This window comes from Cupriavidus taiwanensis, assembly GCF_900250115.1.
In the GTDB taxonomy this organism is placed as follows: Bacteria; Pseudomonadota; Gammaproteobacteria; order Burkholderiales; family Burkholderiaceae; genus Cupriavidus; species Cupriavidus taiwanensis_B.
This window is the reverse complement of record NZ_LT984804.1, coordinates 406030-422305: the sequence shown is the minus strand read 5'-3', so window position 1 is coordinate 422305 and position 16276 is coordinate 406030. Positions and strand designations below refer to the sequence as shown.

11 protein-coding genes and 3 pseudogenes are annotated in these 16276 nt (G+C 63.6%); 9 read left to right on the top strand and 5 right to left on the bottom strand.

The window, feature by feature from the left end; all coding sequences use genetic code 11:
• The first annotated feature begins 5 nt into the window (after nucleotides 1-5).
• Nucleotides 6-1188: pseudogene (locus CBM2586_RS18730) on the top strand (IS91 family transposase).
• 801 nt (nucleotides 1189-1989) lie between these two features.
• Here the strand turns inward: CBM2586_RS18730 and CBM2586_RS18725 are convergent.
• From CBM2586_RS18725 to CBM2586_RS18715, 3 genes and pseudogenes are all read right to left on the bottom strand, one after another.
• Nucleotides 1990-2588 (bottom strand): annotated as a pseudogene (locus CBM2586_RS18725) (isochorismatase family protein).
• Entirely contained in the window at nucleotides 2585-3346 is a 762-nt protein-coding gene (locus tag CBM2586_RS18720) for a pirin family protein (protein WP_115689127.1), read from the bottom strand. The pseudogene CBM2586_RS18725 and the gene CBM2586_RS18720 overlap by 4 nt, the downstream one beginning before the upstream one ends.
• 1 nt (nucleotide 3347) lies before the next feature.
• Nucleotides 3348-4421: an alkene reductase gene (locus tag CBM2586_RS18715; RefSeq protein ID WP_115689125.1), complete on the bottom strand. Its 1074-nt coding sequence runs from the start codon at nucleotides 4419-4421 to the stop codon at nucleotides 3348-3350.
• Between the two features lie 105 nt (nucleotides 4422-4526).
• Here CBM2586_RS18715 and CBM2586_RS18710 point away from each other — a divergent pair, with 105 nt between their 5' ends.
• Entirely contained in the window at nucleotides 4527-5411 is an 885-nt protein-coding gene (locus tag CBM2586_RS18710) for a LysR family transcriptional regulator (RefSeq protein WP_115665482.1), read from the top strand.
• A 118-nt stretch (nucleotides 5412-5529) separates the two neighbouring features.
• Here the strand turns inward: CBM2586_RS18710 and CBM2586_RS18705 are convergent, their stop codons facing one another.
• Nucleotides 5530-6444: a LysR family transcriptional regulator gene (locus CBM2586_RS18705; RefSeq protein ID WP_172583362.1), complete on the bottom strand. Its 915-nt coding sequence runs from the start codon at nucleotides 6442-6444 to the stop codon at nucleotides 5530-5532.
• Between the two features lie 194 nt (nucleotides 6445-6638).
• Here CBM2586_RS18705 and CBM2586_RS18700 point away from each other — a divergent pair, with 194 nt between their 5' ends.
• From CBM2586_RS18700 to CBM2586_RS18675, 7 genes and pseudogenes are all read left to right on the top strand, one after another.
• The gene (locus tag CBM2586_RS18700) at nucleotides 6639-7622 is read left to right on the top strand and encodes a Bug family tripartite tricarboxylate transporter substrate binding protein (RefSeq protein WP_115689123.1); all 984 of its coding nucleotides are present in this window, start codon (nucleotides 6639-6641) and stop codon (nucleotides 7620-7622) included.
• A 20-nt stretch (nucleotides 7623-7642) separates the two neighbouring features.
• Nucleotides 7643-8782 carry a C45 family autoproteolytic acyltransferase/hydolase gene (locus CBM2586_RS18695; RefSeq protein WP_115665485.1) on the top strand — a complete coding sequence of 380 codons (1140 nt, stop codon included), beginning with the start codon at nucleotides 7643-7645 and terminating at the stop codon, nucleotides 8780-8782.
• Nucleotides 8783-8843: 61 nt separating this feature from the next.
• Nucleotides 8844-10217 (top strand): L-serine ammonia-lyase, encoded by a 1374-nt coding sequence (locus CBM2586_RS18690; protein ID WP_115689121.1) that lies wholly within the window; start codon nucleotides 8844-8846, stop codon nucleotides 10215-10217.
• A 380-nt stretch (nucleotides 10218-10597) separates the two neighbouring features.
• Nucleotides 10598-11778, top strand: a pseudogene (locus CBM2586_RS32560) (SulP family inorganic anion transporter); the annotation flags it as partial.
• 117 nt (nucleotides 11779-11895) lie between these two features.
• A complete protein-coding gene (locus CBM2586_RS32555; RefSeq protein WP_306418341.1) occupies nucleotides 11896-12378 on the top strand; it encodes a sodium-independent anion transporter in 483 nt (160 codons plus the stop codon).
• 626 nt (nucleotides 12379-13004) lie between these two features.
• The gene (locus tag CBM2586_RS18680; RefSeq protein WP_115689119.1) at nucleotides 13005-13967 is read left to right on the top strand and encodes a chromate resistance protein ChrB domain-containing protein; all 963 of its coding nucleotides are present in this window, start codon (nucleotides 13005-13007) and stop codon (nucleotides 13965-13967) included.
• 33 nt (nucleotides 13968-14000) lie between these two features.
• A complete protein-coding gene (locus CBM2586_RS18675; RefSeq protein WP_115689117.1) occupies nucleotides 14001-15194 on the top strand; it encodes a chromate transporter in 1194 nt (397 codons plus the stop codon).
• 67 nt (nucleotides 15195-15261) lie between these two features.
• Here the strand turns inward: CBM2586_RS18675 and CBM2586_RS18670 are convergent, their stop codons facing one another.
• Nucleotides 15262-16260 carry a Bug family tripartite tricarboxylate transporter substrate binding protein gene (locus tag CBM2586_RS18670; protein ID WP_115665489.1) on the bottom strand — a complete coding sequence of 333 codons (999 nt, stop codon included), beginning with the start codon at nucleotides 16258-16260 and terminating at the stop codon, nucleotides 15262-15264.
• Nucleotides 16261-16276 lie beyond the last annotated feature (16 nt).

Genomic DNA, 16276 nt, shown 5'->3' with positions numbered 1-16276 from the left:
GCGTCATCGAGCCTCTCGTGCTCGAAGTCGCGGATATCTTCCGCCTCCATGGGCCGGCCTGGCGACAGACTGCACACCTTAGCCTGGCGCAATTGCAAGTCATGTCGGCCATCGAACAGTGCCGCACCGGGCCGCCGGGAGGCCATGTGCTGCGCTGTTCCGGCTGCGCCAAGCTTGAGGTGTCCTATAACTCCTGCCGCAACCGGCATTGCCCCAAGTGTCAAGCCAGCGCTGCGCAGCGCTGGCTCGAAGCGCGCAGTGAGGACCTTCTCCCCGCGGAGTACTACCACGTCGTGTTCACGCTGCCCGCGCCCATCAGCGCCATCGCCTGGTACAACAAGGCGGTGATCTATGGCCTGCTGTTCGATGTCGCCGCCGACACCCTGCGGACCATCGCCGTCGACCCGAAGCACCTCGGCGCGCAGATTGGCGCCACCCTGGTGCTGCACACCTGGGGATCGGCCCTCACGCATCATCCGCATGTGCATGGCATCGTCCCCGGCGGCGGCCTGTCGCTAGATGGCAAACGGTGCGTAGCTTGCCGCCCCGGCTTCTTCCTGCCGGTCCGCGTGCTCTCCCGCTTGTTCCGACGCCGCTTCCTCGAGGCACTCCAGGCCGCGCATGGTCAGGGTCAGTCGCAGTTCTTCGGTGACTACAGCGCGCTCGCCGATCCGGCTGCCTTCGCGCAATGGCTCGCGCCGCTACGCACTTCCGAATGGGTTGTCTACGCCAAGCGACCATTCGCCGGGCCAGAGGCGGTGCTGGCCTACCTGTCACGCTATACCCACCGCGTAGCCATCTCCAATCAACGCCTGCTCGCCCCGGATGAGCGTGGCGTGACCTTCCGCTGGAAGGACTACCGGGCCAAGGGACGCACCCGCTACAAGACCATGACGCTGGATGTGGATGAGTTCATGCGGCGCTTCCTGTTGCACGTGCTGCCTGCCGGCTTCCACCGCATCCGGCACTATGGCCTGCTTGCCAATCCGGGTGCGCCGCGCGAATCTGGCCAAAGCACGCGAACTGTTGAATGTCGTGCCTACGGTGACCGCTCCATCTGACGGCAGTGATCTCGCTGCACCGACGCCCTTCCTCTGCCGGCATTGTGGCGCACCGATGCTCATCATCGAGATCATCCCACGCAGTGTCCGTATCCGCGCACCGCCGCCGCAGCGAGTCCTCGCATGAGCCCACTTACCCTACGCATCCAAGTCAACCGTCGGCTCTCCGGAGACCGGAGCCGCAAGCGGACAGTCGTGCTCGGTGTCTCAGGCCGCCTCATCGCACACTTGCAGCGTTCCAACGGTCCTGAGCTGCTGCCACCCCCAAGCCATGCCTGGCTCCGCTTCATGCCACGCTTCCGCCGAAATCGCATGGCTCAGCTGGTCGAGCAAACGCTTCAATCGCCATAGCCCAGCCGCATCGCTGCACCCGCGGTTTCCTCCCTCGAGGATTGTTCGACGCCTGCCCACAGGCGCCACCGCCGCTCACTGTCCTGCAGTCGAGGGTAGGAATCAAACAATCCTTAACAGTTTAGGTCGCACGGCCAAGCCACGGTCGATGACCGAAGCCGGGCCGGAAGCGGACAAGCGGCAACTGTCAGTCAATCATTGCCGCCAAACCTTATAGTTGCTGAGCTGTAACTATGGCTTCGTCACAGACCACCACGGCAACGCCGCAGATCGCCCCAAGCACGGGGTGGCCACAATCCGACGCCGCTGATTCCGCTCCGCACATTGTGGATTCGTGGCTCGCCGCCTGGCCCCAGCGATATAGCCACGCGGGAGACGCCGTGTTCGCCAGAAATTCCTTGACGACTTCGGTGGGTTGGGTGCTCCTGATGCAGGTTCCTTTCGTGGGTTGGGGGCAGAGCCGGCCCGCTGCCGGCTTCATGGCGTGAACGGGGCTGGGGCGCTGCCCCCGCCCTATCTGACGATACCGGGTTGGCCGAGGCGTCATGCGCTTCGGCCAACAAGGCGGGATGCCGGTTCAAGCGATGCTGGCACCAAGGGCAGGGAACACATCACTAAACAACAACCCGATCAACTGCTGCCCATTGGGGGTGGACCAGTCCTGCGCGATTTCCGCGAAGAGCGTATTGGTAGCGGTCAGTACGACGCCAGCATCGCGCATCCTTTGCCGGGAAAATTCCTCGGATAGGTCGCTGGGCGAGCCCGAGGCATCCCTCACAGCCTGCACGGCAAAGCCTTCGAGCACAGCATCAATTGCCGGGAAGATCAGGCAAACATCGGTGGTCACGCCCGCCATGATCAGGTTCCTGCGGCCGGTGGCGACCACCGCATCGCGGAAGGCTGGGTACGCCCAGGCGTTGACCACGCCGGGGCGCTTTACCCGTGCCGCGTGCGCTTCGGGCAGGATCCTGGCGATTTCCGGGAGAATCGGGCCTTGAGCGTGATCCTCCTGGCTGGACGTGATTACGGTCGGTATGTTCAGGATCCTTGCCATTTTGGCCAGCGCAATCGACTGTTTCACAGCCAGTTCGCGGTCGATATTCTTGATCAGTTGCATCGTGCCGACCTGGTGATCAGCAGCGCGGTGTTGTCGCCAGTGAAACGTTCGACAGTCATGATGAGACTCCTTTGTGGTCAGGTGCAGTGGAATGCAGCGGCCGGCCAGCAAAAAGCATGACCCTGGCGCTGCCGGGGAACGCTTGAATCGTGATGGCGTGGGAGCTGTCCTGCGCCGGGAAAACAGGAAGCTTGAGATCGTTGTGCGTGAAGTCCTGGCCATCCACGCTGGCCGTGCCGTAGATTGGCATCACGAACGCGCAATAGCCTGCTGCGACAGGTACGGCCAGTTCGGCTCCTTCCTCCAGCGCAATGTCGAGCAGCGTCACTTCGGTGGGCGGCTTCAATGGGGAGCATGCTTCCCGGAAGCTCCCGACGGGCACGCGCACCTTGGCGCCCGGCAGATGCACCACGGGCACGTCCTCTGGTTCCAGGGGCAAGGCGAACGGCTCGATGTCCTTTCGCTCCGAAGCAAGGTTGACGAAGATCTGCAGCGAATGGACCGTCTTGCCGGCCTCTGCCGGCACTTCGTCGTGAACGATGCCGCTCCCGGCAGTCGCCCAGTGCAGGCCGCCGGGCCTGATCAAGTTGCGGGTGCCAAGCGAGTCACGGTTGTCGATGCCCGTTTCCGAATCAAGGAACACGTACGACACCGCTGAAAAGCCGGCATGGGAATGCGCCGAAAACGTCGGCGCGCTCATCCAGGCGTGATCGACCCCCAGGAAGGGATCGACCAGCGCGCCGCGCAAGCCGTAGGCACGGAAGTGGCTGCCGTGGTTGGCACGCTGCAGTGAGGCAATGATGGGCGTGATGTTCATCTCAAACGCCCTGGGCTACGCTCAGGGTTGGGTAGTCCGTGTAGCCCTGCGCCGTACCGCCGTAGAAGGCATTGCGGTCCGCCTCGTTCATCGGCGCGCTGCGCTTCAGCCGGGCGACGAAATCCGGGTTCGCAAGGATCATCTGGCCATAGGCCTCCAGGTCGGCCAGCCCCGTCTCCAGGTCGGCCCCAACCTGTTCACGCGGGCGGCCCGGCCGGTTCAGAATCAGTGTGCCGTGCCAGAGCTTGCGGATGTCGGCCAGCAGCGGTTCGTTGCCCTGTTCCATGATGTGCAGGTAGGCCAGGCCCAGCTTGTCGAGTTCGGCGACCAGGTAGCGGTACAGGTCCGGCCCTTCGGCACCTTCGTCGATGCCCCAGATCGTCGTGCCCGGCGAGAGCCGGATTGCGGTGCGGTCCGCGCCGATCTCTTCGGCAATCGCGCTGGCGACTTCGATGGCAAAGCGGGCGCGGTTCTCGATTGAGCCACCGTATTCATCGGTACGCGTGTTCGCACTCGGGGCGAAGAACTGATGGACCAGGTAGGCGTTGGCGCCATGGATTTCGACGCCATCGGCACCGGCCTCGATCGCACGGCGGGCCGCGTAGCGGAAATTCTGGACGGTCTGGCGTACCTCCTCGCTCGACAGGGCACGCGGCGCGGGAATCTCCTGCATGCCCTTGGCCGTGAACATCGAAGCGACCGGCGCGATGGCCGACGGCGCGACGCCTTGGCGATGATGCGGTGTGTTGTCGGGGTGAGACATGCGCCCAGCGTGCATGAACTGGATAAAGAGGTGGCCGCCCTTGGCATGCACGGCATCGGTAATCTTCTTCCATCCGGCGACATGCGCGTCGGTATAGATGCCCGGCGTAGTCAGGTAACCCTGCCCGTCCTCCGAAGGCTGGGCGCCTTCAGTAACAATCAGGCCAATGCTGGCGCGCTGAGCGTAGTACTCGGCGGCCAGTTCTCCCGGCGAGCCGTCGTGCTGGGCACGGCTGCGAGTCATTGGGGCCATCACCAAACGGTTCTGCAGGGTGTAGCGGCCGACGCGGATGGGATCGAACAGTTTGCTCACGATGAACTTCCTTGGTTGGGAGGGACGAGAGCATCATCGCGCGATCCGTATGCGGGATAAATATGGTAATTTGGATAACATTGATCCCCTCATGGAGCAATTCGCATGGAACTGCTGAATGACATGGCCTTGTTCGTCGAGGTCGTCAAAGCCAAGGGCTTTCGCAGTGCCGGGGAAGCGATGGGAATGCCGAACTCGACCCTGTCGCGTCGGATTAGCGGATTGGAGAAGGCCATCGGGCTGCGCCTGCTGCATCGCACGACACGGAAGATCGAACTGACGGAGGCGGGCCAAATTTATTTCGAGCGCTGCAAGCGCATCGTCGATGAAGCCCGGCTGGCACACGAGCAGCTCGGCGAAATGCTGGCCCAGCCGAGCGGCGTGCTGCGCGCATCAATGCCGGTGGATTTCGCCGTGACCTATTTGGCACCACTGATCGCGGAGTTTGCTGGCCTCTATCCCGGGATCACCTTTGATTTCGACCTGACGGCGCGACGGGTCGACCTGGTCAGCGAGCCTTTTGACGTGGCGATCCGCATCGGGGAGTCGGACAGCTCGCAACTGATCGCACGCACCCTCGGCTCGCTTACGCCTTACCTCTATGCCTCGCCCGGCTATCTCGAACGCTCGGGCGAGCCAGCCAAGCCCTCCGACCTGGCAAGACATGAGTGTTTGGGCATCCTGAAAACCGGGTCGTGGACGTTGCTGGACGGAAAACGGACCGTCACGGTGTCGGTGGGTGGCCGCTTCACACTCAACAACATTGGCATGATCCGCCGGCTGGCGACGCACGATATGGGCGTGATCCTGATGCCCGAGGAAATCGCCGCCGATGACCTGGCCAGTGGGAAGCTGCAACGGATCATGCCGGCATGGCATGGCACGCCGTTGCCTGTCTATGCCATCACCGAAACCCGGTTGCTGCCGGCGAAAACGCAGCGCTTTATCGAGTTCCTGCGGGAGCGCTTAGGCGGTAGGTCGCACGGCTGACAGGATATTTTCAGCGATCGCGAACGTCCGTTGCTTGGTGCCAATACGGCCGTTCAATCGCCCCTGCCCAACGGCCGTGAAGGGTCGATCGGAGATCTTAGAATGCCCCGTCGCCGAACTACCTGAGCATGGATATGACAACATCACGTATCCACCGGTGTGACAGTGACGGGTCCCAGCGCGAGTGCCATGCAATCGAGTACATGCGATTCGGCAGTTCGGCGGGCAGCTCCAGCATGCTCAGGTCGAACTGGCTTGCCAGAATCCTCGCCACACGCCCCGGCAGCGTGATTGCCGCGTCGCTGTCGCGCATGGCGAACGGCGCCAGGGACAGCGTCGACACGTACATCGGGAATTTGCGCTTCGGCAGCCCATGCTCCTTGAGCAGGTTGTCGACGTCGTTGTCGCGGCCGAGCATGTTGATCGTACTGATGAACCGCATGTCGGCAAGATCGGCAAGTTCCAACCGCTTTTCGGCAAGCGGATGGTCGCGCCGCACCAGGCATACGCGCCGCTCTTCGAACAGCGGGAAGAACGTCACGTTGCGCGCCTGTCGGTCGAAGCGGCCGATTGCGATGTCGATGGCGCCGGTTTCGAGATCCTCGACAGGCGTGACATCGCCATAGGCCTGGAAGAAATACGCGCCTGCATTGGGCGCGGCGGTTTCCAGGAATTTGTGCAGCAATGGGGCCAGCAGGAGTTCGACGGCACTCGTGGTACCGATCTTGAACACCTGCGTCGACTCGGACGGTCGAAAGCCCCCGCCCTCCTCCAGCGCGTGGTCAACAGCTTCGAGTGCTCGCCTGACCGTTTCACGGAGACTGCGCGCCAACTCGGTGGGCTCCAATTTCCCCCGGACCCTGACAAACAACGGATCGGACAACTCTTCCCTTAGCCGGGCAAGGTCCCGGCTCACACCCGGCTGGGTACGCGCAAGCTGTTCCGCGGTCTTGGTGACGCTGCCCGTATCCATCAGGGATTCGAAAACCACCAGCAGATTCAGGTCGAAGCGTCGGAGCGACAGGAGATTCATGTTTCGGTCTGGAATATGGCCGGCCGTATGCCCCTGGCATTCTTCAGGCGGCGCGGCCACGGGCGCGTCAAACATACCGGATATGGTATGTCATAGAAGATAAATATGATGAAAAGTTGAGGTTTCCCGGGTCCATACTTCTCGCACAAGCAGGTGTTGCAGATCGCAGCATCCGAGATTTGCGGAGACTAAAGATGAACCGTGTTTTCCTGGCACTGACGTGCTGCAGTGCTGCGGCCGCCACCTGTCTGGCCGCCAGCGCATACGCTCAGGACAACTTTCCGGCGAAACCGATCCGGCTGGTGGTGCCGCTTCCGCCGGGAGGCGGTGCGGATGGCCTTGCGCGCATCTGGGGGGATTACTTGGCGCGGCATCTGGGCACGACAGTCGTGGTGGAAAACCGCGCCGGCGCAAATGGCTCGATCGCGGCGGCATACGTTGCGAGCCAGCCGGCGGACGGCTACACGATCCTGCTTGGCACCCAGTCCAATCTCTCGCTGAACCGCTTCTCGTTTGGCAAGCTGAACTACGACCCCGACCAGAGCTTCGCCGGCATCAGCATTCTTGCCACCACGCCGCAGGTCCTGCTGGCTAACAACGCGCTGCCGGCCAATAACGTCGCCGACCTGATCCGACTGGCCAAGGCATCGCCGGGCAAGTACTCATACAGCACGGCCGGCAAAGGCAATTCGACCCACCTGAACATGGAGATTTTCGCCAGGCAGCTTGGCGTGGATCTGCTGAACGTGCCCTACAAGGGCAGCGCCGCCGCCCTGCTGGCCGTGGTGGGCGGCGAAACCCAGTTGACCAGTGCAGTGGTCTTCTCCGCCATCCCGTTCATCAAGGGAAAGAAGGTCAAGCCTCTGGTCGTGTTTGCTGACAAGCGCATGCCCGAGATGCCTGAGGTCCCCACGCAGGCGGAAGTTGGTATTCCGAAATCGCTGGGCGGCGGCTGGTACGGCCTGGTGGTGCCCAAGGGCACACCCGACGCCGTCATCCAGAAACTCAACGTGGCCACCGCGAAGATGTGGGCGGACCCCGAGTCCCGACAGAAGCTGGGCAGGATCTACATGATCGAGCCGTCCGACAAGGCGACGTCCGCCGTGGCGAAAGCCACCCGGCAGGACGCCGAGCAGTGGGGCCCGTTGATCAAATCGCTGAATCTCGCCGCGCAGTAAGACCTCTGAAGGAAATTCGAATGCAAGCAGTGCAATACTTTCCATTGGTGGACGTGACCGGCGGCCCCTACAACCGAGGACTCCAGCACGGGCGGGCAGTGCCCGAACGCATTGCGGCGGGCGCGGCGCTATACCGCGCGCAGCTTGGCCGTCGCGGACTGGACGATGCCACGATCGACCGTCTGGCACGCGCCATGCTGCCGCAAATCGAAGCGTTCGACCCCGCTTACCTGGAGGAAATGCAGGGCATCGCGGAAGGTGCGGGCACTTCGCTGGAAAACATCGTCGTCGTCAATTGCCGGACGGAGATGCTCTATGGCTTCTCGACCATCGGTGGCAATGCGCCAGCCGAAGACGGTAATGAGGACGGTGATTGCACCGGACTCGTGGTGTTGCCAAAGCGCTCCGCCACGGGCCGGCTGCTGCACGCCCACAACTGGGACTGGCGGCAGGAATGCGTCGACACCTGCATCGTGCTGCGCATCCGCGCCGAAAGTGTGGCCGACAGCGGCCCCGATATCCTCGCCTTCACCGAAGCCGGCGCCCTGGCACGGCACGGCTTCAACAGTCACGGCGTATCGCTCACGGGCAATGCGTTGTCCTGCCATGAGGATTACCAGCACGGTCCAGGTGTTCCGGTCGTGCTCTTGCGCCGGCGACTACTGGAGTCCACCAACCTTGCACACGCGATGCGAACCGTATGGAACGCGCGCCGCTACTGCTCGAGCAACATGATCCTCGCGCAGAGTAGCGCCACCGACGGCGCGTGCGCCAGCCTTGAAGCCGCGCCCACCGACGTGTACTGGACCCTCCCCCAGGACAATGTGCTCGTGCATGCCAATCACTGGCTCTCGCCCGTGGCAGTGTCGAGACTGCGGGACCCGGGCCTTGCCGCGCGGCCCGACAGCCTGTATCGGCAGCATCGCGTGGAGAACGGATTGCTGTCCATTACAGACCGAGGCATCGATTGGAACGACGTCCGCACCATCCTGGCCGACGATTTCGGTTTCCCCGACGGGGTCTTGCGCACCCCGAAGCCCGGCGATTTCAGCAGCATCTCGGCGACAGTGGCCACAACGCTGATGGATGTCGCCAAGAAGGTCATGTGGATCGCGCGCAAACCGTATGAATGCCGCGAATTCCAAGAATACACGCTCTAGGGCACGAGGCCGTCGTCGCCTGTGCAGCAACTAGAGAGATGTCGTCATTCCGGAGCTATTCGTGCCATTCAGCGCATTGGACCTTTTCAAGATCGGTATCGGGCCATCCAGCTCGCACACCGTCGGCCCCATGCGGGCAGCGCGGCAATTCGTGCAGACACTGGACCGCCACGGCTCGCTTGGCAGCGTAACGCAACTGCGGAGCGAACTATATGGATCGCTTGGCGCAACCGGGAAAGGACATGGCAGCGACACCGCGATCCTGCTGGGCCTTTCCGGCCATGATCCCGATACAGTCGACGTCGCCCGCATCCCGGAATATCTGGCCGAAATCCACAACACAGGCACGCTGGCGCTGAACGGCGGCCAATCAATCGCCTTTGACGCGCGCAAGGACGTCGTCTTCTACCGACGCAGCTTGCCGTTGCACGCGAACGGGATGCGCTTCGTCGCGATTGCCGCTGACGGCGCGGTACTCAGGTCGTCGATGTTCTACTCGATCGGCGGCGGATTCGTCGTGCCCGAGCCAGCGATGGACCGGGAAGGCATGGAGTCTCGCCAGGAGGTGGCACTGCCACTGCCATTCGACAACGTTGAAGACTTGCTGGCCATCGCGGGGAGACTCGGGATCTCGATCGCCGAGATCATGCGCCGGAACGAGGAAACCTGGCGGCCCGCCGCAGATACCCGTGGCGCAATGCTGACCATCTGGAAGACGATGCAGGACTGCGTGGCGCGCGGTTGCCGCACCGAAGGCGTCCTGCCCGGCGGCTTCCAGGTTCGCAGGCGTGCGGCACCCCTCTTCAGCAAGTTGAGCACGCGTGGCGCCTTGGGGCACATGCTAGATGCCATGGACTGGGTGACGCTGTTCGCCCTGGCCGTCAATGAGGAAAACGCAGCGGGCGGCCGCGTGGTCACGGCGCCAACGAACGGCGCTGCCGGCATCATTCCGGCCGTCCTCCACTACTACATGAAGTTCGAACCCGGCGCCTGCGAGGAGGGCATTGTCGACTTTCTGCTGACCGCCGCAGCCATCGGCATCCTCTTCAAGAAAAACGCTTCCATCTCGGGCGCGGAAGTTGGATGCCAGGGCGAGGTCGGCGTCGCGTGCTCGATGGCGGCGGCCGGATTGTGTGCGGTACTGGGCGGAACCGTCGAGCAAGTCGAAAATGCCGCGGAAATCGCCATGGAACATCACTTGGGGCTGACCTGCGACCCCGTGGGCGGGCCCGTCCAGATCCCGTGCATCGAAAGAAATGCTATCGGCGCGATCAAGGCGATTGGTGCCACTCGCATGGCGCTTCATGGCGACGGCAGACATCACGTCAGCCTGGACAAGGTCATCAAGACGATGCGCGAAACCGGTGCCGATATGAAGACCAAGTACAAGGAAACTGCGCGAGGTGGGTTGGCGGTCAACATTATCGAGTGCTGAGATTGCTGGGGTCGTAATAGCCCAATTGCAAAGCCGTTCGGCGCCGATAACTTCCGACCAGCCTTTGCCACCCTGTCAACAACCGCCAGGCGAAAACCATCTGGTACACGGTGAAGCGGGGGAAATGCGCGTAGGAAGCCGCCCCCCGCGCGTGCTCGCGCGGGGAATTCTCCACCAAAGGTAGTGTTTGAGAGCTGAGCTACCGTGCCGGGCCAGACCTGAAGGGCCCCTCCCGGCCAAGTCCTGCCGTTGCTCCTTCCTTCAGACCCGTCACTTAGGCGACCGCTGCGCTCCGACAGCGGCCGATCTCCCAATTTCAGCCCGGGTGAGGCGCGAGACGTCCTGCGCTTGGCATCCGTGCTACCTTCTCGGAAGGTGTCATGACATTGGCCGCACCGCCCGCCTGCGTCATCCCCGGATATCAATGCATCGCGGCGGCAAGCACGGCAATCGAGCTTGAGAGAAATACGATGAAGGCACTCCGACGCCCTGCTCACTGGCTGCTCTCGTATCGCCGCGAGTGGCTGCGTGGCGATGTGGTAGCCGGGCTGACCGCGGCCGCAGTGGTGATCCCCCAGGCCATGGCTTACGCGACCATCGCCGGCCTCGGCGTTGAAGCGGGCCTCTATGTCGCCCTGGTTCCGATGCTGGTCTACGCGTTGCTCGGAACCTCGCGGGTACTGAGTGTGAGCTGTACATCCACCATCGCCATCCTGACCGCGCATCAGCTCGCGCTCGCCTCTGCAGGGAAGGGGGCCGAAGCCCTGCCGCCCATCGCAGCCACGCTCGCATTGATGACAGGCGCGTTCCTGCTGCTCGCCGGCGTAGCACGGCTGGGTTTCATCGCCAACTTCATCTCGGACCCGGTCCTGAGCGGGTTCAAGAGCGGCATCGGACTGGTAATCGTCCTCAGCCAGTTGCCCAAGATGCTTGGCGTCCACGTCCACATGACCGAGTTTTTCCGCAACATTCTCAGCATCGTCGAGCATCTGCCGCAGACCCATCTCCCGACCTTGCTGCTTTCGGTAGCAACCCTCGCGCTCCTGCTTGCCCTTAAACGCTATGCCCCCGTGTGCCTGCGGCGCTCATCGCCGTAGCCGGTGGGGTCGCGGGCGCCGGCCTGTTCGACTTGCAGGGTCTGGGCATCACACTCACCGGGCGCATTGTGCCGGGCATTCCAGCGCCGGCGCTGCCCGATCTGGCACTAGTGCGCGAGCTGTGGCCCGGGGCCCTGGGCATCGCCCTCATGTCGTTCACGGAGTCGATCGCCGCCGGGCGCGCCTTTGCGAGCGAGGACGAGCGGCCTCCCTCGCCGGGACGCGAGCTCCTCGCGCTTGGCGCCGCCAATGTCGCCGGAAGCTTCTTCCACACGCTCCCCGCCGGCGGCGGGACCTCACAGACGGCGGTCAACTCGGCCGCCGGCGCGCAGACCCAGGCAGCCGAGCTGGTCACGCTCGCGGTGGTTCTCGCCACACTGCTGTTCCTGTCGCCCTTGATCAGCCTGCTGCCACAGGCAAGCCTGGCCGCGGTCGTCGTGGCAACCACACTCTCGCTGCTCAACCCGAAGGACTTTCGGGCAATCCTGCGCATCCGCCATACCGAGTTCTTCTGGGCGATTGCGGCGTTCGCCGGCGTGGTGCTGCTTGGAACCTTGCAAGGCATCGCGGTGGCGGTAGCCATGTCCGTCCTCACCCTGTTCTACCAGGCCAGCACGCCGGTCGTATACGCCATGGCGCGAAAGCCGGGCACCGATGTTTTCCGGCCCCTAACCGGCGAGCACCCGACGGATGAGACGCTCCCAGGCTTGTTGATCTTGCGCACCGAGGGGCGGATGACCTTCGCCAGCGTCCCATCAGTGACCGAGGGCTTCCGAAACCTGGTACAAGCCGCCAATCCGAGGGTCGTTGTCTTCGAATGCAGCGGTATCCCGGATTTCGAGTACACGGCGCTGCGCGCGCTGATCCGCTTCGATCAGAAGCTGGCGCAACAGGGCATCGAGCTTTGGCTGGCCTCGCTCAATCCGACCGCCCTCAACGTCGTCAATCGCTCACCACTCGGCGAGACCCTGGGACACAAGCGGATGTTCTTCAATGCACAGGCGGCCTTTGCAGCGTATGAAGAGAGGGTAGTGCGGAAAAGCGCAGCGCCTTCCGCCGAATAACGGGCTCCTCATGAGCTGGTCGACCCTCACACCGGGCGTTTATTCGTCTTTATCGAGCGCGCGAAGGCCTGGTATGAGCCGTCCGAATACCATCCGTTCGCCGAGCTGCGACAAAGCGTAGCGCGCGCGGCCGGCTGGATTGGGTCGGCTTCAGCCGCCTGGTCCCAATCAGCGAATCCCCCGGTCGATAAGGCGCTTGCCGGCCATGAGCAGTCCTTCCCTCAAGCCTAGCCGCATCCATTTGAACGGCTGATCCGATTCCAAGCACTGCCGCTAGAAAGTCTGGAGCTGTCAATGCGCTACCTGCGTACGGCGCTAAGGCAGCTCGAGCAGCGATGTGGTGCGCTGAAAATGTGCCAGGTGATTCAAGGCGAAAGTCAGCGCGACTCCGGTCGGGCCCGGCATTGGCTTTCTGAATGTCGCACCCCGCGCAGGTTTTTCGCTGCGTGTGTCGGGTCAGCAGGGCCCTCCCGCAGCAGAACACAACGTGCCCCCGCCACATAGGACACCAAAGATTGCTGAGTTAAATGTGCCTATTGGTGCATTCCTTTGGCCTTCAGGCCAACCGGCGATGTAGACATCTCTACATCATTGAAATAGCCGTTAGGGGCCCCTAACATGCGCCCATGACGCTTTCCACTGATTCCTGGGCCCTGCTGATTGTCAGCCTGCCGTCGGCAGGTGCCACCGCGCGCATGCGAATCTGGCGCACAACCAAGACGCTGGGCTGCGCCGCGCTGCGCGATGGGGCTTATCTGCTGCCGGCTGGCGATCAGCAGATCGCTGGTTTGCGCGAGTTGGTGGACGCCACCCGGCGAGAGGACGGCGAAGCGTGGCTGTTGAGCGTGCATGCACAGAATCCGGATGAGGCGGCCGCCTTCTCTGCCCTGTTTGATCGCAGCGCCGACTATGCCGAGCTTCAGGCGGCTCTGTCCGCAGCGCGCAAGACGCTGGCCGGCCAGAACAGTGCCGAGCTCAATCGGCTGCTGCGTCGTCACGGGCGTGCTTATAAGGCGATCCGCGCGATCGACTTCTTTCCGAATGAGGCTTCCACCCGTGCCGAAGCCCAATGGCAGGACTTCAGCCGCGCCATCGAGTCGATGCAATCGCCGGGGGAGCCGCAGGCGCTCGGGCGAGCGACCCCGCGTCGCGATCCCACGCAGTACCAGGGGCGGATTTGGGCGACGCGGCGCCACCTCTGGGTTGACCGCGTGGCCTGTGCCTGGCTGATTCAGCGCTTCATTGACACCCATGCACGTTTCCTTTGGCTGGAAAGCCCCGCGGACTGTCCGGAAGACGCGCTGGGCTTCGATTTCGATGGCGCGACCTTCACCCACGTGGACGAGCGCGTTTCCTTTGAGGTGCTGCTGTCGAGCTTCGGCCTCGACGCCGACCGCGGGCTAAGCCGGCTCGGCGCCATGGTCCACGCGCTCGACATTGGCGGCATTTCGGTGCCGGAAGCCAGCGGCTTTGAAGCCATGCTGGCCGGGGCCCGAGCGCGCCTGAAGGATGACGACGCCCTGCTGGCCGAAATCGGCATGGTGCTGGATTCCCTCTACGCGCATTTCTCCACCAGCAAGAAACCCTGACCTCACTTCCACCCAGGACCTGTCATGAGTCGCATGCAACAAGCCGGCATGGCACCGCCGGAAATCCCGGAACGGCCTGCCTATACGCTCTGGCAGCTCGTGCTCTATTTCCTGCGCCTGGGCAGCTTCGGCTTTGGCGGGCCGGTCGCGTTGGCCGGCTATATGCATCGCGACCTGGTCGAGCGGCGGAGATGGATCAGCGATGGCGACTACAAGGAAGGCATCGCGCTGGCACAGCTGGCGCCCGGGCCGATGGCGGCACAACTGGCGATCTACCTCGGCTTCGTGCATTACCGCGTCCTGGGTGCCACGCTGATCGGCGTGGCCTTCGTGCTGCCGTCGTTCCTGATGGTGCTGGCGCTGGGCTGGGCCTATGTCCGGTTTGGCGGGCTGACCTGGATGCAGTCGGTGTTCTATGGCGTGGGCGCCGCCGTCATCGGCATCATTGCCATCAGCGCGTACAAGCTGACCACAAAGAGCGTAGCCAAGGACAAGCTGCTATGGGCGATTTACCTGGTGCTGGCAGCGGTGACCATCGTCACGGAGTCCGAAATCGCCTGGCTGTTCCTGGCAGCCGGCGTGCTGGCCTGGTTCTGGCGCGCCCCGCCCAAATGGCTGCGCCAGAGCGGCGCCAATGCGCTCGCGGCCGCGCAGGTGCCGGCCGCCGGCGGTCTGCTCAGCACGCTGGACTGGCCGCTGCTGACCCAGATTGGCGTCTTCTTTGCCAAAGCTGGTGCCTTCGTCTTTGGCTCGGGTCTCGCCATCGTGCCCTTTCTCTACGGTGGTGTGGTGACGGAATACCAATGGCTGAATGAAAGGCAATTCGTCGATGCGGTGGCCGTGGCCATGATCACGCCCGGCCCCGTCGTGATCACGGTCGGCTTTATCGGCTACCTGGTGGCGGGTCTGCCCGGCGCCTCCGTGGCGGCACTGGCAACCTTCCTGCCGTGCTACCTGTTCACCGTGCTGCCGGCTCCGTACTTCAAGAAGTACGGAAAGCTGCCGGGCATCCTGGCCTTCGTCGACGGCGTTACGGCCGCCGCCATCGGCGCCATCAGCGGTGCGGTGTTCGTGCTGGCCAAGCGATCGATCATCGACCTGCCAACCATTCTGCTGGCACTGGGCACGGTCGCACTGCTGCTGAAGTTCAAGAAGCTGCCTGAGCCAGTCATCATCACCGGTGCCGCGCTGATCGGCCTTGCCATTTATCCGGCGCTGCACCACTGAGCCCCACGATCCAGGGGGCACCATGATCCATGGGCGGGCCGGGTCAATGAAAACGTGCCTGTCGTCGTCATTCCGCCGTCGCGCCGGAGGCTTTCACCGCCCGGCCCCATTGTTCGCGCTCGTTGCGCATGAACGCGTCGAACGCGGCCGGTGCCAGGACGCCCGGCCGACCGCCCAGCTGTCGCAACCGCTGGGCAAATTCTTTGCGCGCCAGGATGTCGGCGACTGCACGGTGGACCGCATCGATCGCCGGCTGTGGCGTGCCTGCACGTGCGACCAATCCGAACCATCCGGTCACCACGAAGTCATCGACTCCAGCCTGCGCCATGGTCGGCACCTGCGGTAGTCCGGGAACGCGCTCGGCGCCCGTCACCGCCAGGGCCCTGACCGTGCCCGCGCGCAGCTGGGCCTCCGCCGACGGCAGGTTGTCGAACATGAACGCCACCTCGCCCGACATCACGGCCGCCAGGCCCAGGTTGGCGCCCTTGTACGGGACATGAAGCGCATCGATGCCGGTTCGCAGCTTGAACAGCTCACCCGACAGGTGCGTGGTCTGGCCAATGCCGGAAGAGCTGAAGGTCAGGCGCCCCCGCTGTGCGGCCGCCAGGCGCTTCAGGTCCGCGACGTCGCGCACGGGTGAGTCGGCCTTGACGACCAGCACGTTGGGAAACACCAGCACGTCGGCAATGCCGGCAATGTCGGCGGCCATGTACGGCAGCTTCGGGTACAGGCTGTAGTTGATGGCATTGACGCCGGTATTGCCCATCATTAGCGTGTAGCCGTCCGCCGGCGCGCGCATCAACGCCTGGGCGCCGACGATGCCGCCGGCGCCGGGCCGGTTCTCGACCAGCACCGGCTGGCCCCAGGCGCCTGCCAGTTCCTTCGCCACCAGCCGCGCAGTGATATCGCCGCTGCCCCCCGGCGGTCCCGGCACGATCAGGGTAACCGGGCGCTCCGGGTAGCCGGCGGCATGCGCGGCCCCGCTCCATGACAGCGCCAGCAAGACGATCCCTATCAGGCGCAGCCAGGTTCGACCGGCAACCTTCCCATGCAAGTTTGCATTCATCGCGATCTCCTTTCGT

Coding starts and splice junctions, on each gene's coding strand:
- CBM2586_RS18720 (WP_115689127.1), bottom strand. CDS start 3,346: ATGAACATCACGCCCATCATTGCCTCACTGCAGCGTGCCAACCACGGC.
- CBM2586_RS18710 (WP_115665482.1), top strand. CDS start 4,527: ATGGAACTGCTGAATGACATGGCCTTGTTCGTCGAGGTCGTCAAAGCC.
- CBM2586_RS18705 (WP_172583362.1), bottom strand. CDS start 6,444: ATGAATCTCCTGTCGCTCCGACGCTTCGACCTGAATCTGCTGGTGGTT.
- CBM2586_RS18700 (WP_115689123.1), top strand. CDS start 6,639: ATGAACCGTGTTTTCCTGGCACTGACGTGCTGCAGTGCTGCGGCCGCC.
- CBM2586_RS18695 (WP_115665485.1), top strand. CDS start 7,643: ATGCAAGCAGTGCAATACTTTCCATTGGTGGACGTGACCGGCGGCCCC.
- CBM2586_RS32555 (WP_306418341.1), top strand. CDS start 11,896: ATGTCCGTCCTCACCCTGTTCTACCAGGCCAGCACGCCGGTCGTATAC.
- CBM2586_RS18680 (WP_115689119.1), top strand. CDS start 13,005: ATGACGCTTTCCACTGATTCCTGGGCCCTGCTGATTGTCAGCCTGCCG.
- CBM2586_RS18675 (WP_115689117.1), top strand. CDS start 14,001: ATGCAACAAGCCGGCATGGCACCGCCGGAAATCCCGGAACGGCCTGCC.
- CBM2586_RS18670 (WP_115665489.1), bottom strand. CDS start 16,260: ATGAATGCAAACTTGCATGGGAAGGTTGCCGGTCGAACCTGGCTGCGC.